Origin of the sequence: Nocardioides exalbidus (assembly GCF_900105585.1) — a bacterium.
GTDB lineage: Bacteria > Actinomycetota > Actinomycetes > Propionibacteriales > Nocardioidaceae > Nocardioides > Nocardioides exalbidus.
In genome coordinates, this window is record NZ_FNRT01000002.1 from 1585025 (window position 1) to 1607991 (window position 22967).

General features: G+C 65.7%; 25 protein-coding genes and 1 pseudogene. 9 read left to right on the top strand and 17 right to left on the bottom strand.

Annotated elements, in window-relative coordinates; genetic code table 11:
* Nucleotides 1-6: 6 nt before the first annotated feature.
* The 4 genes from BLV76_RS07965 to BLV76_RS07980 form a co-directional block, all read right to left on the bottom strand.
* Nucleotides 7-1506, bottom strand: coding sequence for a hypothetical protein (locus BLV76_RS07965; RefSeq protein ID WP_139306520.1), 1500 nt, complete (start codon nt 1504-1506; stop codon nt 7-9).
* A gap of 234 nt (nt 1507-1740) precedes the next feature.
* Nucleotides 1741-2658: a hypothetical protein gene (locus BLV76_RS07970; RefSeq protein ID WP_090968647.1), complete on the bottom strand. Its 918-nt coding sequence runs from the start codon at nt 2656-2658 to the stop codon at nt 1741-1743.
* Complete coding sequence (locus tag BLV76_RS22475; protein ID WP_175539604.1) at nt 2655-3017, bottom strand: TauD/TfdA family dioxygenase; 363 nt, start codon at nt 3015-3017, stop codon at nt 2655-2657. The genes BLV76_RS07970 and BLV76_RS22475 overlap by 4 nt, the downstream gene beginning before the upstream one ends.
* 465 nt (nt 3018-3482) lie before the next feature.
* A complete protein-coding gene (locus BLV76_RS07980; protein WP_090968649.1) occupies nt 3483-4571 on the bottom strand; it encodes an HNH endonuclease in 1089 nt (362 codons plus the stop codon).
* A gap of 222 nt (nt 4572-4793) precedes the next feature.
* Between BLV76_RS07980 and BLV76_RS07985 the strand changes: the two genes are divergently transcribed.
* A complete protein-coding gene (locus BLV76_RS07985; RefSeq protein WP_090968650.1) occupies nt 4794-5789 on the top strand; it encodes a PIN domain-containing protein in 996 nt (331 codons plus the stop codon).
* A gap of 172 nt (nt 5790-5961) precedes the next feature.
* Here the strand turns inward: BLV76_RS07985 and BLV76_RS07990 are convergent, their stop codons facing one another.
* A complete protein-coding gene (locus BLV76_RS07990; protein WP_139306521.1) occupies nt 5962-6912 on the bottom strand; it encodes a hypothetical protein in 951 nt (316 codons plus the stop codon).
* Nucleotides 6913-7168: 256 nt separating this feature from the next.
* Nucleotides 7169-7549 (bottom strand): DUF6228 family protein, encoded by a 381-nt coding sequence (locus tag BLV76_RS07995; protein ID WP_090968652.1) that lies wholly within the window; start codon nt 7547-7549, stop codon nt 7169-7171.
* A gap of 182 nt (nt 7550-7731) precedes the next feature.
* Between BLV76_RS07995 and BLV76_RS08000 the strand changes: the two genes are divergently transcribed.
* Nucleotides 7732-8637, top strand: coding sequence for a tyrosine-type recombinase/integrase (locus BLV76_RS08000; protein WP_090968653.1), 906 nt, complete (start codon nt 7732-7734; stop codon nt 8635-8637).
* 149 nt (nt 8638-8786) lie between these two features.
* Here the strand turns inward: BLV76_RS08000 and BLV76_RS22105 are convergent, their stop codons facing one another.
* Nucleotides 8787-9263, bottom strand: a complete 477-nt coding sequence (locus BLV76_RS22105) for a hypothetical protein (RefSeq protein WP_139306522.1) — start codon at nt 9261-9263, stop codon at nt 8787-8789.
* A gap of 215 nt (nt 9264-9478) precedes the next feature.
* On the opposite strand from BLV76_RS22105, the gene BLV76_RS08005 reads away from it, so the two are divergent.
* Both BLV76_RS08005 and BLV76_RS08010 read left to right on the top strand, forming a co-directional pair.
* Complete coding sequence (locus BLV76_RS08005; protein WP_090968654.1) at nt 9479-9928, top strand: hypothetical protein; 450 nt, start codon at nt 9479-9481, stop codon at nt 9926-9928.
* 111 nt (nt 9929-10039) lie between these two features.
* Nucleotides 10040-11053, top strand: a complete 1014-nt coding sequence (locus BLV76_RS08010; RefSeq protein WP_090968655.1) for an IS481 family transposase — start codon at nt 10040-10042, stop codon at nt 11051-11053.
* A 269-nt stretch (nt 11054-11322) separates the two neighbouring features.
* Here the strand turns inward: BLV76_RS08010 and BLV76_RS08015 are convergent, their stop codons facing one another.
* Entirely contained in the window at nt 11323-12078 is a 756-nt protein-coding gene (locus tag BLV76_RS08015) for a hypothetical protein (protein WP_090968656.1), read from the bottom strand.
* A gap of 199 nt (nt 12079-12277) precedes the next feature.
* Here BLV76_RS08015 and BLV76_RS08020 point away from each other — a divergent pair, with 199 nt between their 5' ends.
* Complete coding sequence (locus BLV76_RS08020; protein ID WP_090968657.1) at nt 12278-13081, top strand: hypothetical protein; 804 nt, start codon at nt 12278-12280, stop codon at nt 13079-13081.
* Nucleotides 13082-13233: 152 nt separating this feature from the next.
* Here the strand turns inward: BLV76_RS08020 and BLV76_RS23065 are convergent, their stop codons facing one another.
* The 4 genes and pseudogenes from BLV76_RS23065 to BLV76_RS08030 form a co-directional block, all read right to left on the bottom strand.
* Nucleotides 13234-14304, bottom strand: a complete 1071-nt coding sequence (locus tag BLV76_RS23065; protein WP_245734595.1) for a zinc-ribbon domain-containing protein — start codon at nt 14302-14304, stop codon at nt 13234-13236.
* Between the two features lie 15 nt (nt 14305-14319).
* Nucleotides 14320-15024: pseudogene (locus tag BLV76_RS23450) on the bottom strand (zinc-ribbon domain-containing protein); the annotation flags it as partial.
* A 439-nt stretch (nt 15025-15463) separates the two neighbouring features.
* The gene (locus tag BLV76_RS22110) at nt 15464-16060 is read right to left on the bottom strand and encodes a hypothetical protein (protein ID WP_139306523.1); all 597 of its coding nucleotides are present in this window, start codon (nt 16058-16060) and stop codon (nt 15464-15466) included.
* A 143-nt stretch (nt 16061-16203) separates the two neighbouring features.
* On the bottom strand, nt 16204-16704 hold the full coding sequence (locus tag BLV76_RS08030) for a hypothetical protein (protein WP_090968659.1): 501 nt from the start codon (nt 16702-16704) through the stop codon (nt 16204-16206).
* A gap of 113 nt (nt 16705-16817) precedes the next feature.
* Here BLV76_RS08030 and BLV76_RS08035 point away from each other — a divergent pair, with 113 nt between their 5' ends.
* Nucleotides 16818-17105 carry a hypothetical protein gene (locus BLV76_RS08035; RefSeq protein WP_090968660.1) on the top strand — a complete coding sequence of 96 codons (288 nt, stop codon included), beginning with the start codon at nt 16818-16820 and terminating at the stop codon, nt 17103-17105.
* Nucleotides 17106-17328: 223 nt separating this feature from the next.
* Entirely contained in the window at nt 17329-17631 is a 303-nt protein-coding gene (locus BLV76_RS08040; RefSeq protein ID WP_139306524.1) for a hypothetical protein, read from the top strand.
* Nucleotides 17632-17641: 10 nt separating this feature from the next.
* Here the strand turns inward: BLV76_RS08040 and BLV76_RS08045 are convergent, their stop codons facing one another.
* Genes BLV76_RS08045 through BLV76_RS08060 form a run of 5 tightly spaced genes read right to left on the bottom strand, consistent with a single transcriptional unit; the run spans nt 17642 to nt 20625 of the window.
* A complete protein-coding gene (locus BLV76_RS08045) occupies nt 17642-18046 on the bottom strand; it encodes a hypothetical protein (RefSeq protein ID WP_090972477.1) in 405 nt (134 codons plus the stop codon).
* Nucleotides 18043-18402: a hypothetical protein gene (locus tag BLV76_RS22825; RefSeq protein ID WP_217630292.1), complete on the bottom strand. Its 360-nt coding sequence runs from the start codon at nt 18400-18402 to the stop codon at nt 18043-18045. Before BLV76_RS22825 ends, BLV76_RS08045 begins: the two co-directional genes overlap by 4 nt.
* A gap of 47 nt (nt 18403-18449) precedes the next feature.
* Nucleotides 18450-19322, bottom strand: coding sequence for a ribokinase (locus BLV76_RS08050; protein WP_217630293.1), 873 nt, complete (start codon nt 19320-19322; stop codon nt 18450-18452).
* A gap of 7 nt (nt 19323-19329) precedes the next feature.
* On the bottom strand, nt 19330-20031 hold the full coding sequence (locus BLV76_RS08055; RefSeq protein WP_090968662.1) for an EcsC family protein: 702 nt from the start codon (nt 20029-20031) through the stop codon (nt 19330-19332).
* A gap of 33 nt (nt 20032-20064) precedes the next feature.
* The gene (locus tag BLV76_RS08060; protein ID WP_090968663.1) at nt 20065-20625 is read right to left on the bottom strand and encodes a TetR/AcrR family transcriptional regulator; all 561 of its coding nucleotides are present in this window, start codon (nt 20623-20625) and stop codon (nt 20065-20067) included.
* An 88-nt stretch (nt 20626-20713) separates the two neighbouring features.
* On the opposite strand from BLV76_RS08060, the gene BLV76_RS08065 reads away from it, so the two are divergent.
* Both BLV76_RS08065 and BLV76_RS08070 read left to right on the top strand, forming a co-directional pair.
* Nucleotides 20714-21607, top strand: a complete 894-nt coding sequence (locus BLV76_RS08065) for an SDR family oxidoreductase (RefSeq protein WP_090968664.1) — start codon at nt 20714-20716, stop codon at nt 21605-21607.
* 110 nt (nt 21608-21717) lie between these two features.
* Nucleotides 21718-22956 (top strand): alpha/beta hydrolase family protein, encoded by a 1239-nt coding sequence (locus BLV76_RS08070; RefSeq protein WP_217630294.1) that lies wholly within the window; start codon nt 21718-21720, stop codon nt 22954-22956.
* Nucleotides 22957-22967 lie beyond the last annotated feature (11 nt).

Consider the following 22967-nt stretch of genomic DNA (forward strand, 5'->3'; position numbering starts at 1 on the left):
TGCTGCTCACTCGCTCATGGCCGCCACGCGAGAGAAGAGTCCAATCGACTCCCACGTGGAGGCGATGAGTGCGTTCTCACGCTCGCCATAGTTGGACCAATCAGGGGCCGGGCGCATCAGGTTGGTCTCCGCTCTGTCGGCGGCTTCCCCGAGCACCGCCTCAAGCTCGACGGAATCCAGCACCACCAAGTGCTCCAACTCAGCCACCGAGATCGCAGCGACCGGGAGTTCAGGTCCCGCGAGACGCTCCGCCAGAAGCCAATTCTGAGTCACGTAAAACGGCTCGAGCGTCACGATAAGACCGACCCGCCGCTTGCCAGCATCGATCCGCGGGTCCGCGGCACTGATCTGATCGATATTGATGTTGGACATGTTGAGCTGACCGACGGCGTGACCTATCGACTCCTCCGGCGCTGCCATCCACTCTCTGCTTCCGAGCCGCAATGACTCGATCGGCTGGCGGGCCTTGCACTCGATGAGCACTAACATGCCAGGCAAATCGAGGAACCAGTCGCAGGAGTCTCGACGTTCCTTCTTCGGCCCGTACTTGAACTCGGGCAGAGTCTCGGCGCCTTGCACCAGCTTCAGGTGTCGCCCTACATAGTGCTGAAAGACCGGCCCGAGCTCTGTGGTGAACCTGCCAGCGACTTCACGTAGGCCGAAGTGGTAGATGGCCGGCGGGCTTGCTTTGCGCATGATCGCCTGCACCGAGGGCGCGATAGGCACCGGTGCGACCCCGCTGATGAAAGGCTTGTCCAGCAACGGATTGAACGCGAACTTCTTCTGCGCGGCCGGTACGTCGGCCTGCCACTGTTGGTTAATCGCTTTGAACTCTGGCGCCGTTGTGACGAGGTGGTCGTTGAACACACGCCGGATGACGTCGAACGAGATCATGCCGTCCAGACCTTCGAATTCTGGTCCGTCGAGCCAATCAAGCGAGAACGAGCCCGCACGCGTCTGAGCCATGACCGAGATGAGGAAGACGGCCTCGATGTAGTCGTCCACGCTGATCCCGTCGGCGACGGCCTCGAACCAGCCAGGGGTCAACGAGCTCGGACTAAAATCAGGCGGGTACTCGGCTCCCGAACCAAACAGCAAAATGGAGCGCGACACGTTTGCCATCGCTGAGTTCTGGTTCGGAAACTGCTCGAAGAAGGCTCTGGCCAAAACCTGCCCGAGGTACTCCGACGAGTCTGAATTGGCCACGAGACGCTCGTCGACGATCAGAGCGTTCTTGTTGCAGAGCCTCAGCAGCGTCTCTTCGTCAGCACCCGGGTGTTGGAACCGCGCCCACGCGAGAGCCGTTCGCGCGACATCGGCGACGTTCCAGGCAGTCAGGCCTTTGCGCGACCACTCCGGGTCGATCTCGTCTCTCGCGATTGCGGCTGAGACTCCGGCGGCCAAGACGAGCAGGCTGTCCCGATCGACCTTGCGGACAGCGCTCTTGAACTCGTGCCACGTGGGCATACCTGAGTGTGAATGGCCATGACGAACACGTGTGCTCACCTGGCCATTGTCCCTGCGAGTTGGCGGGGTCAGAAAGCGCTTCTCTCGCCCAGATCAACGACCTCGCAGAGATGCTCCACGCGATCCCGCCCGTTGAAGGGATCTGACCCAGCGACCAGCTTCGAGCCCAGCCGACTCCACTGAGGTTGCACATCGAGGTGCGTCCTGCCGCCGCATGTCTGGCAGCCCACCAACGGCGTCCTACGACGAAGGCACTCCGCGCCGTTTGCCTCGTCAATCGTTGCCGTATTCGCCCTCGTGCTCGATGTCGCTGCTATCGCCATCTACCTCGAAGGTGTCCGCGATCCCGGCCTCCGTGAGCACCTGGTAGTCATCGAGAGCGAGTCCACAGTGCTCGCAACTGAAGTACTCGGAATCGACAGTAAGAGTCACGATGGCGTCATAGTCGTTTTCGCCGACGCGTTCGTACTGGACGTCGGTGTCGGAAACCGTGTCGCCCTCAACAGTTCCCCGGTCGCCGCACGCCGGACATGTCTCGTCCTGAGAGTGCGCGAGCGAGATTGTCATCGGCTGGCCGGGCTGCCATTCTGCCGCAACCTTCGCAGGTAGCGAGCCCGCCTCGAACTGTGCGCGTCGTTGACGCGCACGCTCCAACAGCATCTCGGTTCGGTGTTCGACGTTCTTCTTGTTCTGTTCCAAGTGAGCGCGGACGATGTGCGCCCTGACCTCGCCCACTAGATCGTCGATCTCTCGCTCGCATGCGGCAACGAGGATGACCGCCTGGGCCCAGTAGCGCGGCCACCACCCGGACTCGGGGATCTCGGTGAAGCCGGCCGCGGCGCCGTGCAGATACTCGTTGCGCGCGTAAGTGATCTTGTCAGCCTCGGCCTTGGTGAAGGGCTTGAACGCCTTCTCGCAGCGTGAGTAAAGCGTCTTTGCCGCAACGGATTCGAATCGTGCCTTTCCCGCTATCAGCCCGAGTGCTATCAGGACGTTGGTGCCGTCTTCGCTGGGGACGGCAATGAGCAGAGGTGATTGCCGGGCAAGAGCCGCTTTGGCGAGGAGTTCCAACGACAGGGACGCCCAAAGAGCTCGCTCATCGAACGAGCGCACCTCCTCGTCGTCCATAGCTTTGTTGAGAAAGAGCTTCGCTTTTAGCCACAACGCCTCGTGGTCGTACGGGACGCTCACAACGTCGTGCCCTTCTCGAACCGGAACATCAGTCGTTGCATCTGTCGGTCGGGGTCGGCCTGTGCATCTGCTCTGGCATGCAGGACGGTGCGGTTGTTGATCACCAGCACCTGGTTCGGCTCGGACCACTCGAACTCAGTTGCCGACGCAAGGGCGTCCACGAAGAAGTCGACGACCCTGCGGGCACGCGAATCAGCTGGCGTCATGCACCCAGGGTCGAACCGGAAGCGCGCATTCGCGTAGGCGGGCGCTAGAACACGTGAGACGCCGTCGTCAATAGTGAACAGGCCGTGAGCAAGATCGTCGCGGGTGCCCTCCGCCAGCTTCCAGTAGGCGGTAGTAGAGAGAATGGTTGGCACGGAACTCGGGTCGGCGGCGGACAGGATGACGATGTCAGGTGGCTTCGGTAGGTGAGCGCCGTCGGTGTGAAGTGGCTGTGGGCCAGTGCCAAAGGTTGCGCTGAGCGACCTCTTTGGGGCTTCTGCTGCCGCTACAGGGCGTAAGGTTTCGGCCTCGGTTTGACCATGTCGACCTGCTACGGGGCGCAACTCCATCGAGTATGCCTGGAACTTCAGCGCTTGGGCCGTTGCTGTACCACTCGCCCACCCGTCTCTACGGGCAGCGGAGATGAGGTCGCGGAGTAATGATGTCATCGTCCATACATCTTGGCAGGCCAGAGTCTTTGGTGATCGCGCGGACAGTGGACGAACGAATTGTCGCGATGAGTACGGTATTCCGCCTCGAGCTCCCCTCGTGGCCGAGCTGTTGATTCCGCACAACAACCCTATGTTGCTGGACTTTGCCGCTTGGCCAACTTCCGGAGGCTAGGGTTTGTCCTCGCCTTGAGGCTCCTCTGGGTCCTGCGGCCAGTCCCACCACGCATGGCTGCTTCGGCCATCTACCAGTGTGTCTGCGTCGAAGTCTTCCAGCCAGACCTGGTCGAAGAAGAAGCTCGGCTCGTCGTCGTCACCCAACTCCCAAACAAGGTCGAACTTGAAGCGTGTCGAGAACGTTGCGTCTCCTTGCGCGTCCTCCAAACCGTCTCCGTCCGCGCTGTCCCTAGCCACAGACGCCGTCGCCAGCCCCTCGAACGCACCCTCGAACTCGAACTCGACCTTCGCAAGAGCGGTGGCCGAGTACCGCACCGAACCGATCGAGAGGGTCGGCCAGTCGATCGAGACCGATCCCACGTCCGGTGCTCCAAGACCGTCATCGTGCTGGCGAAGTGCGTTGCCGATGGCCTCCTCGGTCTGTTCAAAGAGATCCTCGACCGGCTCAGCAAGGACCTCATCGAGCGCCCCGCCGGCCACCTGCTCCAACACTCCGACGGCGGCTCGCCCCTGCTCGTTGAGACTGACGAAGAAGGAGTGCTCTTCATCCCGGGCTTCGACCGTGACCTCTCGGTGCGTGTAGTAGTCGGCCTTGCCCTCTCCCAGCTCAGCCAGCCGCTGCACTACGGCCGGCGCACCGACTTCGAAAGCCGCGCGAACGTCGAGATCATCCAGGTCAGCGTTGACCGCAGTCAGCAACGCGCCGCCCAGATCGGCGGGTGAGGTGAACGCGATGAACCTTCTGGTCACCATAGGCGCGTGCTGTCGCGCCTTCTTGAGGCAGGTCAGCACGACCGGAAACTGCGTCATATCGGCGTTGCTCTTACGGCCATTACACGGTGCACAGATCGGCGCGAGATTGGCGACAGCGTCAACGTCGTAGTCAGCGTCGAGCTTGAACGCCTCTCTCAGGCGCTCCCGTTCTGCCTCACTATCTTTCTGCGGCACGATGTGGTCGATCTGAAGTTCTAGATACTTCTTGAACTCCCGACACCAGTAGCACTGCAGATCCCAGACCTCACACAAGACGTGCCGCAGAACTGCGTTGTCGCCACTGGGCCTGTACCGCACCTCGTCTGCCATCGCGCCCCTTTCGCCCAGACCAACCGCACTCTAAACGCTCGGGTCGCAGTCGTCAGAGGGTTTCATTCCGCGCATGGGGATCGCGAAGCGCTACATGGAAGAGGGTGATGCGCAAGGAGTGGAGCGACGTCGGCACCACGATCTGTAGCGCGTCCCTGCCGCCTCTCAGACCGCTGCTAGTGAACGGCCGCCGTCACGCCTCGGCACAGCTAGGGTCGAGCAATGCTTCATCTGCTCGTGGATACGTCTACCTGGCTCGACCTGGCCAAGCGACGCGACGGTCAGAAGTGGATCGTCGCGATCCGCGTGCTCGTCCACAACCACGGGATCGAGTTGCTCGTGCCGCCCGTCGTCATTGACGAGTTCGAGCGCAACCGCGAGCGCGTCGAAACCTCCATGACCGCTAGCGTGGAACAACGCTTCAGACTCATCAAGCAGGACCTCGACGCCTACCGCGCAAGTGACTACGAACAGGCGCTGCGCGTCATAGACGGCCTCGTCTACGAAGTGCCCCTCATCGGCGCCATGACAACACGGAACTTCGACGAGGTGTTGGAGCTCCTTAGACGCGGGCGCTCAATAGAGGCGGCCGACGCAGAACGCAGGCGCGTGGTTGAGCGTGCGCTTACCAAAAGCGCACCCTTTCACCGTTCACGCAACAGCGTGGCGGACGCACTCCTAATCGAGTTGTACGCGACCGAGATTGGTAGGGCGGATCTTGCGGACCAGCCGCACGCCTTCGTCACCAGCAACAGTGACGACTTCTCGCTCCCCAACGGCGACAAGCGCGAGCCACACCCCGACCTGGCTCCCCTGTTCCAAGACGATGGGACGAGCTATGCGCTCGGCGTGGACGGCCTCAACAGCGTGATGCTTAATCACTTCGGCCCAGAACTCGAAGAGTTGTTCGACGAGACGGAGTTCCAGGATGAGCCGCGGAGCTTGGCTGAAATCAGCGACGCCGAGCAAGAGATGTTCGACCGTGTTTGGCACCACCGTTCGCTGCAGCGTGAGTACAAGCTTCGGAAGGAAGGCCGTGACGCCGCTGCCGACAGCAACGCGGGGAATGCCCAAACCGCCCGCGAACGAGTCGAGGAGAAGTACACCGAACCGGGTCAGCTGGGTCCATACACCGACTTCGAGCTCGGCATGCTGAACGGCAAGCTGTCCGCCCTGCGGTGGGTACTGGGAGCGGAGTGGGACTTCCTCGACACTTGAGGAATGCGGGCAAAGTGACCTCGCGCTGAGTGCCGCGGACCAGTCACGTTTCAGCCCTTTCGCGTTTCGGGGCCGAGACGTGCGTCTTATCGCCGCATGCCGACGCCCAACGCTGGTTCTAGATGTAGAACTGCCTATGTCGTCGTGTCTCGAACAGCCGAGAACGGTCGCTCTACCCAGTGCGCACGCTGGCGCGCGTCTCATGTTCGACGCCCTCTGCGTCGTGCCACGTGACCACGCACATCGCCTGCGATCGGGAGCCGAACGCCTGAATCAGCGGAAAGGAAACCGAACCACGCGGAGGAAGCAGTTCGATGTGTTGGTCTGCAGTCCTACCGAGGTCGAAGTCGTCGACGACAGCGCCCGCTCCGTCTTCGAACCGCAACGAGATGTCGGAGACGGGCGTCGACAGCGTGCTTTCGAGCACCAGACTCCACCGGCGTCGTGTGCGCAACCTCCCTCTGCTGTCAGTTACCGACGACTCCGACACCTCAACGCGAGGCCACAGCCCTCGCTCGAGCACCTCTCCCCCGGCGCTCACCGTGGCGTTCGTCAGTGTTTCCGGCCGGATCGGCCCGACTTCGCGATCATCAACGGGTTCAGTAAGGCCGGCATCGGCTTCTCTTCTTTGCTTCCTCGCGAGAAACGAGAGTACCAAGTCGATCTCGCGACGCAGTTCGTCGAGGGTTGTATAGGACTTGACGAGTGCTCCGGCGTACAAGCTCTCGACGTATCGGTCCAAGGCCTGTTTCTGCCTAAGGCCATCAGGAGTCGTTATGGGCGGTCGCGGGCACTCGTTCCGCAGCACGGCAACGTCACGCCCCAAACCAAGCAGAAGGTCGATCTCCTCCGCAGTCCCCGACGGGAAGTCGCGAGTCGGCGTTCCCATGCGGTCGGTGAAGACCACCAAGCCGGCGTCAGATTCGTCGACGATCTGAGCATTCAAGACGGCCTGTGCATAGTCGCCTACGCCGGCAGCGGCGTTGTCTTTCCAGTCGACAACGCTGAAGTGCACGCCATAGATGCGGCCGTGGTCAGCGTTCCAGGAACGCGTTTGGTCCAAGATGATCTGACGGTGTCCACTGTCGAGATCGCTCGGAGAGGACAGCAGGATCTGCGTCACAAGGGCGCTGTAGGACACTCGGCTCTCCGTAACTGTGATTTGACGCCGGACTAGCGCCTTGGCATCGGTCACTCCCACTCATTCTGACAGCACGCCCGCGACCGGTGAGAGGTGCGTCAAACCGCCGCGTGGTGGGGATAGTCAGAGCTACTTGGTGCTGCGCTCGTCACCCATCCACGGCAAAGAACGTCCGGAGGCTGCGTGCGAGTCGCAGCATCTCCTCACCCGACTCGACATCGACGACCACATTGGCGGATCACTTGTCGTAGATGCTTGGAGTCAAGCGCCAATCGAGTGACACGTAACCCCGGCTTGTCCGGGTGGCGCTAACGGCCAGGTCGTGGTCTGCGTTCTCCCACGTCTGAGTGCCCTCCCACCCTCGAAAGTCGCCCGCGACGCCTTCGATGACGCGAGGAAGACCGAATCCGGCAGCGTCGATGCTAATCAGCACGGCTTCGGCGGAGAATCCGTTGCCCTCCATGCTGACGATGTACTCGACTATGTTGTCGGCTTCGTACAGCGGGTCATGCGGGTCGCGGTACTTGAAGCGCGCCCCGTGGAACCGGATAGCGGCGCGTCGCTCGCCCGTGTCCCACGTGAGCTCGACCGTCGTGGCGTCATCACCCAGTCGGAGCATGCCGGGAAGGTTTGCACAGTCCGGCCCCAAGCGCCGGGATCTTCCGGGATGGGTGCGTCCTTCCGCCGCGATGTCTCTGGCTGCGTGCTCGAGGGCAGCGAACAGGCCTAGCGTCGGGCGAGTGCCTCGTCCTCGTTCGGCGGACCGGGGCGAGGCTTGCCCGACTCCGCCAGGTGCCACCCATGAACACCCTGCTGCCGTTCCAACCAGACGCAATGACACCGGCTCAGCTCGCCGCAGTGTCGTACCTCGCCCGCTATTCCGGCCACACCCACACCTTGTACTCCGCGCAACTACGGCGCTGGTTCGCTTGGTGTGAGACGAACACGCTTGACCCGCTCATCGGGATTCAGCGCGCTCACATTGAGCTCTACATCCGACACCTCGGACAGGCCGGTCTTATGGCGTCCTCGGTCGTCACCTCGATGCACGCCGTCCGCGGGTACTTCCGCTATGCCCACATCGACGGACTCATCGTGGCCGACCCAGCCGTCTACGCACGCCTGCCGAAGGTGCACCGCGACGAGTCCCGCACCCAAGGGCTGGATCGTCTCGAGCTCATCCGGTTCCTCCAGGTTGCGCAGACGCTCACCGTCCACCACGGGGCGCTGGCGTTCCTCCTCGGCATCAACGCCCTCCGGGCATCCGAGGCGGCCGCGGTCCGGATCGAGGACTACGCCGAGACCCTCCGAGGACACCGAGTGATCCACCTCGTAGGGAAGGGCGACAAGCCGGCCACCATGCCGATCACCGTCCCCGTGCTGCGGGTCCTCGAAGCCTGCCGAGGTGACCGGACGGAGGGCCGACTCATCCTGCGCCCCGTTTCCGGCAACCCCATCGATCGCCGAGACGCCTACCGGATGGTCGCGCGCATCGCTAAAGCCGCAGCGATCCCACGCCACATCAGCCCACACTCACTCCGCCACGCGGCCATCACCAACGCCCTCGACGCCGGCGTCCCGCTCCGCGACGCACAGATCCTCGCCAGACACTCCGACCCACGGACCACCGAGCACTACGACCGCGCCCGCGGCAACCTCGACCGCCACGGCGTCCACTTCCTCACCGCCTACGTTGCAGGCGTCTAGTGAGACCGGGCGATCTGTGGCGCAGAAACGGATGCTGCGAACGCAGATTGGTGACGGTTGACTAGGCAGATTGCATCCCTCACTGGATGCGTCGAGCGGCTCGGCGCGTACGGGAATCGACCGACGATCGATCGAAGGCCAATTAGGCGCTAGAAAGGTCCAGGAATCTCGTCGCTGATGTCCGGATACTCCTCTTCATACTCTTCGCTAGGCGACTCTACGACGATGTCTTCGTCTCCAGAGTCGAACTCGATCTGCGCCACACCGTCGTACTCCGACACGTCTCCTTCGGCGCAGACCTTCTGGCCACCTTCTGTTGTAGCCGACCGAAAGTCGTTCGCAAGATCCTTCGACGAATTCCAGACGACGATCGTGAACCGGTTTGGGTCCGGATAATCTTTGCCGAGGTTGAAGAACGTAGCTTCGGAGCCCGGGTCAAAGGACACGCTGACAAGTCTGCCGCAGACTTCTGCTCGATTCCCTACCTCGCCGTCTGCCTCGTTCCATGAAACCGATGCGGACGACGAGCATCCACCCCCGCAGGCAACCACGAGTGCTATGCCAGCCAGAGCTTGCGTTAGTCGCCGCCCCACAGCAGCAGCGGCACCACCGGTGAGACTGCTCATCCCGAGAGCGTAAGCGGGAACTGAGGGTTCTGTGGGTAGTTCATCCACATGCGATAGACCGTGGAATCTCTTCTATCGACCCACTCGCGGGTTCACCTGACTAGAGGCGACCGCTGTGCGAAGGGTGACATCCGGCTACGACCCATTCCGCCGCCTGTCGCCGCGGACGGTAATTCAACGGGCGCCGGCAAGCCCCAGGTGTCTACTCTTCGCTGATGGACACGGTGCAATTCGCGGTCAACGACAGCAGCGGGACCACCGAGGTCATCATCCGCATCAACGAGACCTCCCTCATCGACCTCGCTCGCGCCGCCGAACAGCCTTGGGCGGATCGCGAGGGAAAGCCCAATCTCGCCGGCTCATACATGGGGCTCGGGCCATGGGCCCTCGGCGGCTCTTCCACCCACTTCCTCGACAATCCGCGCGCCGTGTGGTTCGACGATGGCGACACCGTACTGCTCGGCTGCGACTGCGGTGAATGGGGATGCTGGCCCCTCGTCGCAGACATCACTGCCACGGACGTTCAGGTCACCTGGAGCTGCTTCCGGCAGGGCCACCGCGACTGGAACCTCTCCACCCTCGGCCCCTTCGTCTTTGCGCGCCCTGAGTACGACGAAGCCCTTCGAAAGCTCGACGAAGACCTACGCGCCTATCTGGGCGGCTAGCTGTACTGACCACAGAGGTTGGTGACAGCCGACTGGGTCTAGACGAGATGGAGACCTCCGGGTGAGGTGTGAAGCAACCACGCATTCGCACCCCAGATCCCGGAGGTCTCCATGTCCCACGCTAATGCCACGCTGACCCCGCGAGGGCGGCTGTATCTGGCCCGCTGTGTCGTCGAGGACGGCTGGCCGCTACGACGTGCTGCCGAGCGGTTCCAGGTCTCACCCACGACCGCGAAGCGGTGGGCCGACCGCTACCGCGAGCACGGTCCCTCAGCTATGGGCGACCGATCCAGCCGGCCACACCACTCGCCACGACGCACCAGCCGCCGGCTCGAGGCCAAGGTCAAGCACCTGCGCACCACCAAACAACTCGGCCCCGTGCAGATCGCCGGCCGGCTCGACATGAACTCTTCCACGGTGGGACGGGTGATCGCGCGGCTTGGACTGCCCAAGCTGGTCGGGATCGATCGCGCCACCGGCCTGCCGGTCCGCCGTGACCCCGTGGTGCGCTACGAGCACCCATACCCGGGCGATCTGGTCCACGTCGACATCAAGAAGCTCGGCAACATCCCCGACGGCGGCGGCTGGCGCATCCACGGCCGCAGCCAGGGCGGGGTGAACAGCCAGGCGCACCGCGACCCGGACCGGCCCCGCAAGGTCCACGGCCGACCGAACCTGGGCTACGCCTACATCCACACCGCGATCGACGACCACACCCGACTGGCCTACTGCGAGATCCACTCCGACGAGCAGGGCGCCACCGCGGCCGGGTTCTGGCGTCGAGCCGTGGCGTGGTTCAACGCCATGGGCATCCACATCCGTCGAGTGCTGACCGACAACGGCGCCTGCTACCGCTCACGCATGTGGGCCGAGGCCATTGACGAGACCGGATGCCGACACAGCCGCACCCGTCCGTACCGACCTCAAACCAACGGCAAAGCAGAACGCTTCAACCGCACCCTGCTCACCGAGTGGGCCTACGCCAAGCCGTACTCCAGCGAGACCGCCCGACGACGGGCCTTGCCAGCCTGGCTGCACATCTACAACCATCACCGTGCACACAGCTCACTCGCAGGCCACCCGCCCATCAGCCGCGTGACCAACCTGCCGGGTCAGTACAGCTAGCACGGACCCCTGAATTGGCCAGCCGCCCGCAGTCCACTTCCCGCGACGACTGCTAGGGCCAGGAAGGTTCGTGTCCCTGAGCGCATGGGAGGTGTGCGTCCTCCTACTGCGGCATTCCGCCGCTTGTTCGCAGCATGCACGATCCGTTGCGTACGTCTTGACCTAGTGCTCCTTTTCGCCGCGGGCGCTCACGACAATGACCGGAACCCTAAGGGCTCAGAGGTGGCGCGGCGCAGTGCGCTGGGACGGGAGCACCTGCCGATGGACGGTTAGCTGGCGGTCTTCTCGAGCTTTGTGATGGCCTTCTTCGCGAGCTTCTCGAGTTGGGCACCGTCGGCGCCTGTGAGTCCGCCGTTGACCATTGCTATGACGTTGTGGCCGATGACCACGTATGCCACGTTCACCGAGACGGTGAACGCCGAGGACTCGAGGGTCATCGCGAAGGCGAGCGTCTGGTCACCCAGGTTCCCAAAGGACATGGGAGAAACTGTCACCTTGCTAACCGTGCCGTCGGAGTCCGTGCTGTTGAAGGACGGGCAGTCAGAAAACGCATCCGCGATCTCTTGGACCCTGCTGGCGTCCACGGGTTCGGCGTAACTAGAGATGGTCTGGGAGAGGACCGTGCCGAATGGGCCGCCCTTATTGAAGTTCGCCTCGCCCTCGGCGGCCGCGTCCGTAGACGTCTCGTCGAGCGCGTCGAGCACGTCCTTGCACTTTGGCGGAGAGACCGTGTCCTCGCTCTCCTCCTCCTCGTCCTCTGCGGGGGTGGCGGTCCAGCCTGCCGGCAGGTCCGAAACGGCCAGGAGGGCCTTGCCGATCTGGGCCTTGCTCAACTGGTCGCCCGCAGAGTCCTCAGGAGCCTCAACAACCTCGGCCTCCTGAGTGCTGTCAGTGGTACTACTGCTCTTCTGAGGATCGACTGTGATTGCTCTCTCCGAACGATCGCCTCCACATCCGGTGGCGGCCAGCGAGAGGACGGCCATCGCCGCGGAAACGCCAATGAATCGGTGGATCGAACGAGACACGAAAGCTCCTTGAAGCGGCGACAGGTCGGCGGTCACCGTATGACGTCAGCGTCATCCACGTAGTGCGATCGCCAGATTGCCTCAGCCCGCCTAACTACCCCTCACCTACCGATCGAAGGTTCACGAAAAGGCCAATGCTCCCGGAAGCCCTCCGGCATACTTCGGCCCGTAACGCCACGAACATGTAGGTCGGGGGACCATGAAGAAGCGACTCGCTGCTGCCATCTGCGCCGCAACTCTGTTCACCGGGTGCGGCGCGTCAGACTCCGGGGAAACGGTGCGCTCGGGGGACGGCCCAGCGTCGACAAACACCGACAGCGCAGAGCAAGACCTGGACATAGAGTCTGACGAGGATGCCGGGAACGCATCGGTCGAGCCCACCACGTCGCCCATGCTCAGCATCAAGGGCAACCCGCAGATTCCGGACGGCGAAGATGGGGAGCTGTCCGTGGTTGTCATCGGCCAAGCCGACCCCGCATCAGGGACTGTGCCCGTCGTGATCCGCAACATGACTGCGTCGCCACTTGCGAACCTCGAGGTGAGCGGGACAGCCCGTGACGGAGCCGGAAACCTGATGGGCTCCGGCTCCTCTCAAGGCTTCGCCCCCGAGCTCGTGAACCCCGGAGAGTGGGCCTTCGGATATGTGTACATCGACGGCGTGAAAGCCGCGAAGGACACTGAGTTCGACTTCACTGCCACGGGAAGTGAGCCGGAGGACTTCCTTAGTTCCGTCGATGTCGAGATTGTCGAGGTTGCCACTACCGAAGGCAGCTTCGGGGACAATCTGACCGGCATCCTGAAGAACCCAACCGGACAAGAGGTATCCGGACCCATTGACGTATCCGCGGCTTGCTTCGACAAGTCGGGGGCACTCATCAGCACTCAAAGCGGCTTCGCCGACTCGGACTCCATCGCCTCTGGCGGTACTTCGTCATTCTCTGTTGACCTCTTCGACGAGGCCTGCGAGATCTTCGCCATGGGCGCGAGCGGCTACGACTTCTAGCGTCCCCACCTTTGGCCACAGCCTCGCGTGCCTCGGATCCACCGAAGCACGATCGTCAAGGCGTGCGGCATTCCGCCGCGTACCGTCCGGTGCGCGACATTGCGCCGCCAGGCGGGAGCTGTCCCAGTCGCGCGACGACCCGGGCGCCGTGTCTACGAGGGGCGCCCGCGCGGGCCCTTCGGTTCCGGAGCCGTTGGATCGTGGCGGCAGGTCGGGCACTTGGGAAACTTCTTGCGCACTTTGAGCGTTCGGGACCAGGAATGGCCGCAGACCGAACACAACCACTTGATCAACTTGTTCTCGCCAGCGGACATCGATCGCGCCACTGTCGGGTCTGCCGAGTCAATCTGGGCCGCGAGCGCGGGGTCGGTCGACAGTAGACAGGTGCGGTCGTTGATCTGCTTGTGGCCGCAGAACTGGCAGCCGCGCCCGCACACGACATCGCGTGGCGCCATCACGAAGTAGTCGCCATACTCTTCGCATCGCCACCAAACCTTCCTGCTGGAGTCTGCCCTGACCTGGCGTGGGCTGATTGAGGCTGCCCATGGCCAGGTCCTGCCGTCGACTGTTCGGCCCGGTGCGCGGAGGTGCCGCTGGTGGAACGGTACGCATGCTTCGTTCTTGTCGTATGCCCAGAGACGAGGGACCAGTTCCGGATGTGTTGCTGCGATCGATTCGGCTCCGAGATCGGGTAGGACCCGATTGGAGTAGCGCCGATTGAAGGCATCGGTGCCCACGCACACGCCGCGGGCCAGGTAGTCCTCGATGGCGGACCTTGCAGATTGCGGGCATCCGGGCACTGCGGCAACGGCAGCGAGAACTGCGGCTGCGGCCTTGTGGGTCGCCTGCGGATCGATGAAGACTCCGGGAGGGATGCTGACGTCGGAGGAGGCGAGCGGATCGAGGGGACGCTCGCGAGCTCTGATCAGGACGTGACCTTCGGCCTCCAACATCAAGTGCTTTTCGGCGTCCTGCACCTCGCGTCCAGCGTGGTGGTAAGCGCCGTCGTACTCGATGCCCACCCAGCGCTCGGCGCTGTCCTGTGTTCCTTCGAACGACTGCCACATGACGGCCATGTCGACGACGCTGGTCGAGCGGGCCTGCCTCGGGAGTCGAACGCTGCGCCGGACCGCGACATCAGGTGCCGGCCCTTCTCCCAAGAACTCTCCGAGCACGGTCGCGATTTCAGCCCATAGCGCGATCTCGGGCCGCGAGGTCTGCATGGCACCGCAATCGGAGCATCCGGTGCGCTGCGGCCCTGTACGCAACCCAACCGTGGTCTGCCAGGAGTGTCCGGCCCCGCAGAGCCACCACCTTGTCGTTCCGGACTCACCGACCGACACCTCGAGCGGCGTCGTAGTGCCATTCAGCGTCGGATGCCACTCACGGGCGAGGTCCGGGCGCCGCTCCTGCAGGCTGTTGCACCACGGACACGTGGGCGCTCGTCCTGGGGCTAGCTTCTGTGTCGAGGCCGGGTAGATCGGGTGACTCGGGTCAGCGAGACAGTGCCATCGGAGCAAGCCTGGCTGAAATCGGGATAGCTCGCCCGGCATGTATGGCTGGTCGGCATCAACGACGAGTGCCGCGGCCGCATCTCCCATCCACGACGTGAGCCGATTCTTAGAACCGCCTCGAAGCCTCGCGGAGCATGACTTGCACGTGGCAACGACTCGACGTGCCTGCGCATTACGACACACGCTCGCCACCAGCACGGTTCGGATGTTCGTGCACCTCGACTCGGGGCAGCGAAAATCGGCATAAGCCCTCACCCATGCACCGACAGCATCTGCGGGGTGCCGGTTGCGCTCCTCCAGCCAGAGGTCGGACAGACGCGCGTCGACATCGAAGACCGTCGGTCCGCCGCGACTCGGCGCAACGGCCGGCGCGGTCAGCATGGATACGTGCGGGGCGTGCTGGTTGCTGTTGTCTCGCACCATCGGCATCGTCGATCACCTCTCGTATGGAGCCCCACCAAGACCGACCAACGCAAAAGCGAACGTCGGCCTTTTGTGAGGCCCACGTTCGCTCCCATGGGATGTTTCTATTCGGTTCTTCGGGTCGACTCGGGGTCGACCGCGGAAGCAACGCTAGCGACATGGCCGTCACAAGAGCAAGAACTGACTAGCGCGACGGGGATGAAACCCGCGTCATACTGCCTTCAGAGTCCGACACAACTGTTTGTCTCCCGTTGCAGGACATTCAGTCCTACTGAAAGTAGAGACCTCGGCCGACCTGGACATAGGCGCCGCGTAGGGGTTGTCCGTATCTGTTGAAACAGATGCTGCATCGTCAGACGCGTCATAGCGCCGCAAGATGGCGCAACATAGATGGCCACCTGCGGCGGCCCCGCCACCAGCAAACGACTCGCGCGCGGTAGCTCGATTAGGAAGAACTGCCGCGTGTCGCTGCGCCCAAGCGCCGGGCTCTGCGGATAGCCGCATTGAGGCGGACTTGAAGGCGGAAACGCAGTCGCTGTGCGCGAGCTCGAAGACTCCCGGGCGCGGGAACCTCGATCAACTTGCCATCTCGGCGGCGCCGCCAGTAGCGCCCTGCGGCGTCTAAAAATTCAATGGACGTCACCGTGATCGGCCCACTGGGGTGGCTGAGCTCGCGGGTCGAGTCAGGACCGAGGACATCAACGCGCTTGGACCTAACCCGTCCGGTCAAGTCATCGTCCTGCTCGTACTTCGTGAGGCGAACTCCTCCATTGCGGGGCGAGCCAGCGAGCCCGATGTTGAGTCGTTTGATCGGCAGGTTGCTTGCGTTCTTGACTTTGACGACCCAACCCTGGTCGCTGTTCTCAGCCCAAGCCGCTACCTGATCGGCTTGCTCATGACGTCTTGCGAGGTGGTCGCGGCGGATAGTCAGCGTCGTCAGAACCAGGGCGATGGCGCCAAAGTAGGCCGGAAAGGAACCCCAGTCGATGTCGCCGACGACGTCGCCTAAACGATCGATCAGTTTGCCAAACTCGTCGTGCACGACACCTCATTAAGCGACCGGAAACGGGACGAGCGTGAGCCTAACCTCGAGCGACTGAGCGGAGATCGCACTCTGAGCGACCCATTCCACCGCCTGTCGGGGACGCTCGCGACATCCGGATCTGCCGATGTCAGGATCCCGTCTCAACTAGAGAACCAGGCATCCCTGAGACGCCGGGCCAAACCAAGCATCTCGGCGGCGGCTTCAAGGTCCCGGTCCTCTAACACGAGCGAGGCGCGAGCCGGGTCCACGCTCTCCACCACCGCTGCGACGAAAGCGCCCGACCCATCCATCTGCCCAGTCTCGCTGGTCGCGTACGTCATGAGAGGTGCAGAGGCATCAGGCCCCAGAATCGTGGCAGTGGCCACCGCGAGTGGAGGCGCAGTCAGCGAGCCCTGGCAGCTACTTACTGCCTCCGTCAGTGCATCTCCAACTTGGTCGCGATCAAACTTGAGGCTGAACCAGGCACCCATGACCAAGGGACGCCAGTGCCCGGGACGTAGGAGTTGAGTCACCTCGGCTAAGCCTGCGGACCTCCCAGCAACCACGAGGTCATCCCAGAGTTCGTCAATCTCTGCACGCGCGTTCAGGCCCATCATCTTGAGATAGAACGGCTGCGCCAAGCGCTCTTCGACCTGGTTCACGTGGACACCCTATGGCGGTCCTCTGGGCCTAAGTCGGTGTTTCAGAGCGTCCGCACATGCCGCGATGAGTGCGCGGCGCCTTTTGCTGGCCTCCCCCGCACTAGCCTGAGTCCGTGTCCGGAAAGGCCGAGCGTCAACAGGCGCGAGAGACCGTCGCGAACTATCACGAGGCGCAACTGGCGGAGCTGCTCATGCACGTCGCCAACGCAACAGACCGCTTTCGCAGCGGCGACGCAGACGCGTTCGACGTCGACCACGTGGTGTTCCAGTACTCCCGCGCAGCGAAGGAACTCTGGAAGTTCTGCAACACCGACAACGTCGAGCTCATCGCAGAACAGATCCACGAAGCACCAAAGATCGACTGGTGGGAACGCGGGGCGCCGAGACCCCGAAGGCGCTGAGAGCAATCAGTCGTTGTCAGGCCCGTGCGGAACATGCGTCCTTCCGCCGCGAAGCGGACGCCTCTCCGCCAACCAGCGTCTGCGCGGGATTGGAAAAGTACGATCCCGCGTTTCGCTGCGAAACCCACGCTGTCCTGTCTAGGCTCGTCCTCGAACGGCCGCTGGTGACCCGAGACTCCAGCGGTCGTTCGTCGCGCTCGGCACAGGACGAACGGGGGTTCGGATGGCGAAGTCAGGTGGTGCGGTCAGCACCGGAGCAGCCATGCGGCTGGTCCACACGATCGGGGTGATCCGCTGGGTCGCGATGGGCCTCATTGCCCTGGGGGTCCTGAGCATGACTGCCCTGACCGGTGCAGGCATGCCGCAGGGCGCCGAGTACCTGTCAGTGCTCGCGTTGACGTTTGTCCCAGCCGCAGTTGCGGCCCTCGTCGTCTATGTCTTCTTCGGCTGGCTCCAGCAGACGCTGCTCATGCTGGTCGGCATCGCCAAGAACACGGCGTCCGACGACATTCTCAGCCGGTTCTGAGCGAGAGCTTTCAGTCACGCGGGCGCGTGCGCCAGAGCCAGGCGATCCCGACGAAGGGCAGCACGAGCGGGAGCCAGCCGTAGCCGGAGCCGTAGTCGGACCACACGGTCGCGTCGGGGAAGAGCTTGGCGTCGAGGACGGTGAGCGTCCCGACGGTGAGCACGCCGACGAGCTCGAAGCAGACCGCGGCCCAGGCGAGGCGACGCGGCGAGGGGCCGACCTCGGCGAGGCCGAGGGTGGCGGCGATGTAGACGACGCCGGCGACCGCGGAGAGGGAGTACGCCAGCGGCGCCTCGGACGCCTTGGTCAGCAGCTGCACGAGGGAGCGGGCGGTCGCGGCGAGCGCGAAGACGCCGTACACAGCCACGAGGGCGCGGCCGAGTCCGGAACGGGTGGAGGCTGAGCGAGAGCTCACGACGGCCACACCTGCTCGACCCGGACGATCACGAACGCCTGCGCCAGGCCGGCGACGAGCAGGACCGCCGTGGCGCCGCGCGAGCGCTCGGCGAGCGACCAGACGAAGCCGATCGGCAGCAGCACGAGTCCCGCGACGAGGTAGCCGAAGAGCGTGACGAGCGCGCCCCCGTGCAGGTCGACACCACCGACCTGGACCGCCGCCACCACGAGGAGCACGAGCGTCGCGAGCTCGATGACGCCGGCGAAGCCGAGCAGGCCCCAGTCGGGCGTGCGGTCGAGGACGACGTAGACCAGCACCACCGCCGCGAACGCGAGCGAGGCGATGATCAGCGCGAGGGGCAGGGGACCGTCCACGAGGGTGGATTCTCGCAGAGCACCGGTCACCCGCATCGGCGGGAGACTCAGCGGGCGCCCGCGCGGGTCACCGACGTCGACGCGGCGGCCACGGCGGCCCGCACCGTGTCCATCAGCTCGACACCTTCGGCCAGCCCGACGGCCAGGACCCCGCAGAAGCAGTCGCCGGCGCCGGTGGTGTCGACCGGCGTCACGGGCGGCGCCGGGACGTGCTCCACGGTCGCGCCGCTGACGACCAGGGCACCGTCGCCGCCGAGCGTGACGACGACGGTCCCGGAGAAGGGAAGTGCGCGGGCCTGCTCGGCCACGCCGGCGAGGTCGTAGGCCTCGGCCTCGCCCAGCAGGTCTGCCAGCTCGCCCCGGTTGGGCACCAGCACGTCCGCAGCGGCGAGCAGGGCCGGTACGTCCTCGGGCGCGGGGGCGGGGGCCGGGTTGAGCACCACGGTGCCGGAGGCGTGCTCGGCCGCCGAGAGGACGGTCGCGGTCGGGACCTCCAGCTGGAGCAACACCACGGCGGCGTCGCGTACGGCATCGCACCGGACGTGCTCGGGCTCGAGGGTGAGGTTGGCCCCGGGGTCGACGACGATCAGGTTCTGCGAATCCGCGTCGAGCACCACCGTCGCGTGGCCGGTGGACACGCCGGCGGTGCGGCGCACGAGGTCGGTGCCCACCCCGCGCCCGGCGAGGTCGTCGAGGGACAGGGTGGCGCCCTCGTCCCGGCCCACGGCGCCCAGCATCACCACGCTGCCGGCCCGCTCGGTGTGGGCGGCCGCGGCGGCAGCCTGGTTGGCGCCCTTGCCGCCGGGACCGAGCGTGGCGGGGGCGATCCCGATCACGGTCGCACCGGGCGCGGGGAGCTCGCGCACGCGCACGACCCGATCGACGTTGATGCTTCCGACGACGGCGACGAGCGGGGCCATGGCCGGATCAGGCCTCGACCTGCGGGAACTCCTCCATCGCCTGGTCCGCGATCTTCTTCATCATCCAGCCGTCGACGCCGCCGCCGACGACGCCACCGGCGAGCGGGATGCCGCGACCGAAGCGGGCGAGCACCTTCTCGCTGACGCCGCGCAGGAGGCGGAACCCGACGGCCTTGTTGACGACCATGAGCGCGGCCGGCGGCAGGCCCTTGAGGGCGTACGACGTCACGGCGCCGGTGGCCGAGGACATGCCGGTCTTCTTGAGCACGTCGTCCGCGTCGGAGCCTACGAGGGTCAGCAGGATCGCCGTCCGCACGCGCGGCTCGTGGACGTCGTACCCGCGCAGGGTGGCGACGGCGCCCACCAGCCGCACGGCCTGGAGGTAGAACTCGGCGACGTTGACCGGCAGGGAGACGGGCATCGTGACGAACCCGCCGAGACCGGTGACGAAGCCGCCGACGCCGCCGGTGAGGGTCGAGCGACGGGCCAGCGCGGCGATCGCCTTCTCGCGGTCACCGCCCGCCTTGGCGAGGGCCTGGTCGGCCACCGCGGTCACGGGGGAGAGCGGGCCGCGGCCCTTGATCCCCACGTCGATCAGGAGGTCGACGAGCTTGTCGACGGTGCCCGGGTCGGGCCGGGGGTCGTCGGCCGCCTCGAGCGCCGAGCGCTTGTCCTTCTTGCCCCCGGTGACGAGGTCCTTGATGCCCATGCCCGCAAGCCTAGGGGGGCCCAGGCAAGCGCCTCAGGCGAGCGCGCGCTGCGCGGCGAAGAGCCCGGCCTGGATGTCGCCGATGTCGCGGGTCTCGCCCGGGGCGATCCACTGCCCGAACGACACCCGGAAGACCGAGATCGCCGCGTCGGCCGCGAGCTCGGCGGCGGGGTCGGTGACCCCCCGGTCGCGCAGTGCCTGGGCGACCGCGGACGCGAGCACGCCCATCTTGAGCGACTCGCGCTCGCGCAGGCCGTCCTCGGTGTCGATCGCCTGCTGGCGCCGTCGTGACCAGGGCCGGCGTTCGTCGGTGAAGAACGCGACCGACCCGGCGACCGCGGCCTCGGCGAGCTCACGGGGGCTCGCTCCGTCGGGTGCGGAGCCGACGGCGTCGACGAACGCGTGCAGCAGCACGTCCTGGCCGTCGAAGAGCACCTCGCGCTTGTCGGCGAAGTGGCGGTAGAAGGTGCGCTCGGTCAGGTCGGCGCGGCCGGCGATCTGGGCGACGGTCGTCGCCTCGAAGCCCTGCTCGACGAAGAGGTCGAGCGCGGCGAGCTGCAGCCGTTGCTTCGCGCCCGGTTCCCAACGTGCCATGCGTTCGATCCTACGTGATGTCAGTCCCTGACATGGCAGTGCTACGGTGATGACAGAACCTGACATCACCTATCCAGGAGGAACTCTCATGTTGGTCTTCGTCACCGGCGCATCCGGTTGGATCGGCTCGGCCGTCGTGCCCGAGCTGCTGGCCGCGGGCCACCACGTCCTCGGCCTCGTCCGCTCCGACGAGGCGGCCGCCGCCGTCTCCGCCGCGGGCGCCGAGCCCCTGCGTGGGTCGCTCGACGACCTCGCCTCGCTGCGCGCCGGTGCGGAGCGGGCCGACGCCGTCGTCCACCTCGCCAACAAGCACGACTGGTCGAACGTGGCCGAGTCCAACCGCGCCGAGCGCGCCGCCGTCGAGACGCTGCTCGACGTGCTCGCCGGGTCGGACCGCGCCTTCGCCCTCGCCTCGGGCACGGCGTTCGCGCCGGGCCGGCTCGTCACCGAGGACGACGCCAACCCGGCCGCCGGCCCCGATGCACCCCGCGGCGGGACCGAGGCGCTCGCCCTCGAGGCCGTCGACCGTGGCGTGCGCAGCATCTCGCTCCGCTTCGCCCCGACCGTCCACGGCGCCGGCGGTGAGCACGGCTTCATCCCGCAGGTTGTCGAGGCGGCCCGGCGCAACGGTGCCGCCGGCTACGTCGGCGACGGCGCCAACCGCTGGTCGGCCGTCCACCGGGCCGACGCGGCCCAGCTCGTCGCCAGGGCGATCAGCACCGCGCCGGCCGGGTCCCGCCTGCACGTCGTCGGCGAGGAGGGCCTCGCCACCCGCGACGTCGCGGCCGCCATCGGCGAGGCGCTCGGCGTACCGACCGTGTCGGTCGACCCGGCCGACGCCCCGGCGCACTTCGGCTGGATCGCCGGCTTCTGGGGCCTCGACATCCCCGCGTCCAACGCCCTCACCCGCGAGCGCTTCGACTGGACGCCGACCCACCCGACGCTCCTCGAGGACATCGCGTCCGGCGCCTACACGGAGTGATCGGCACCGCCGAACACAACGCACGCAACGGTGAGACGGGCGTCACATCGTCCTAGCGTCGAGGAGCCCGGTCGTACTCGGCGGCCGGGCTCCCGGCTCGGAGGATCGTCATGTCCCGTCTCGTCGCCCTTGCGGGGCTCGCCCTCGCGGGCACCCTGCTGTCACCCGCACCGTCGTACGCCGACTCGCCACCGACGCCGACCGCCTGCCCCGCCTCGGTGGCCGAGGTCGCGGACTGCTGGACCGGGCAGGACGCCAACGGCGCGTTCTACGCGATCGCCGTCCCGCACGACTGGAACGGCGACCTGGTCGTCCACTCCCACGGCGGTCCCGACCTCGACGACCCGACCGACGCCTCCCGGAGCCTCGACGACCTCGACCGCTGGGCGGTGATGCCGCGCGAGGGCTACGCCTGGGTCGGGTCGGCGTACCGCCGTGGTGGCTTCGGCACCCGGATGGCGGTCGCCGACACCGAGGGAGCGCGGCTCGCCTTCGAGGCGGCCTTCGGCGAGCCGGAGCGCACCTTCGCGCACGGGCAGTCGTGGGGCGGCGACGTCGCGGCCAAGCTCGTCGAGGTGCACCCGACGACCTACGACGGCGTGCTGCTGACCAACGGCGTGCTCGCCGGGGCGTCGCGCGGCTACGACTACCGCGTCGACCTACGGGTGGTCTACCAGTACTACTGCGGCAACCACCCGCGGCCGAGCGAGCCGCAGTACCCGCTCTGGCAGGGCCTGCGCGCCGACTCGACGATGACCTCGACCGGGCTCCGCGCGCGGCTCCAGGAGTGCACCGGCATCGAGTCCGCGCCGGCTGATCGCACCCCGCTGCAGCAGCGGAACCTCGACGACATCCTCGCCGTGACGAAGGTGCCCGAGCGGACGCTGTCGTCGCACCTGAGCTTCGCGACGTTCACCTTCCGCGACATCGTGCACGACCGGCTCGGTGGCCGGAACCCGTTCTCCAACCTCGGTGTGCGCTACTCCGGCAGCCACGACGACCGGGCGCTCAACCGCGGCGTCGAGCGGTTCGTCGCCCATCCGCGGGCTCGTCGCGACCTCATGTGGGACAGCGACCTGACCGGCGCGGTCTCGATCCCGACGCTCGACCTGCACGCGCTCGACACGTGGGTCACCACCGGCGAGAAGCCGACGCCCGCCTCGGTCGCCGCCTCCTGCCCCGACTACGACGCCACCTACGCCACCGGCTGCTTCATCGACCCGGCCTTCACCCCGGCGTCGTACGACTCGCGGGTGAACGCGCGGCTGCTCGGCCGCCACTGGCCGACGATGCCCGCCTGGCTCGAGCGGGCCTGGTCGCACGTGCCGGGGATCGGCATCGCGCCGTGAGGCCCGGGCGG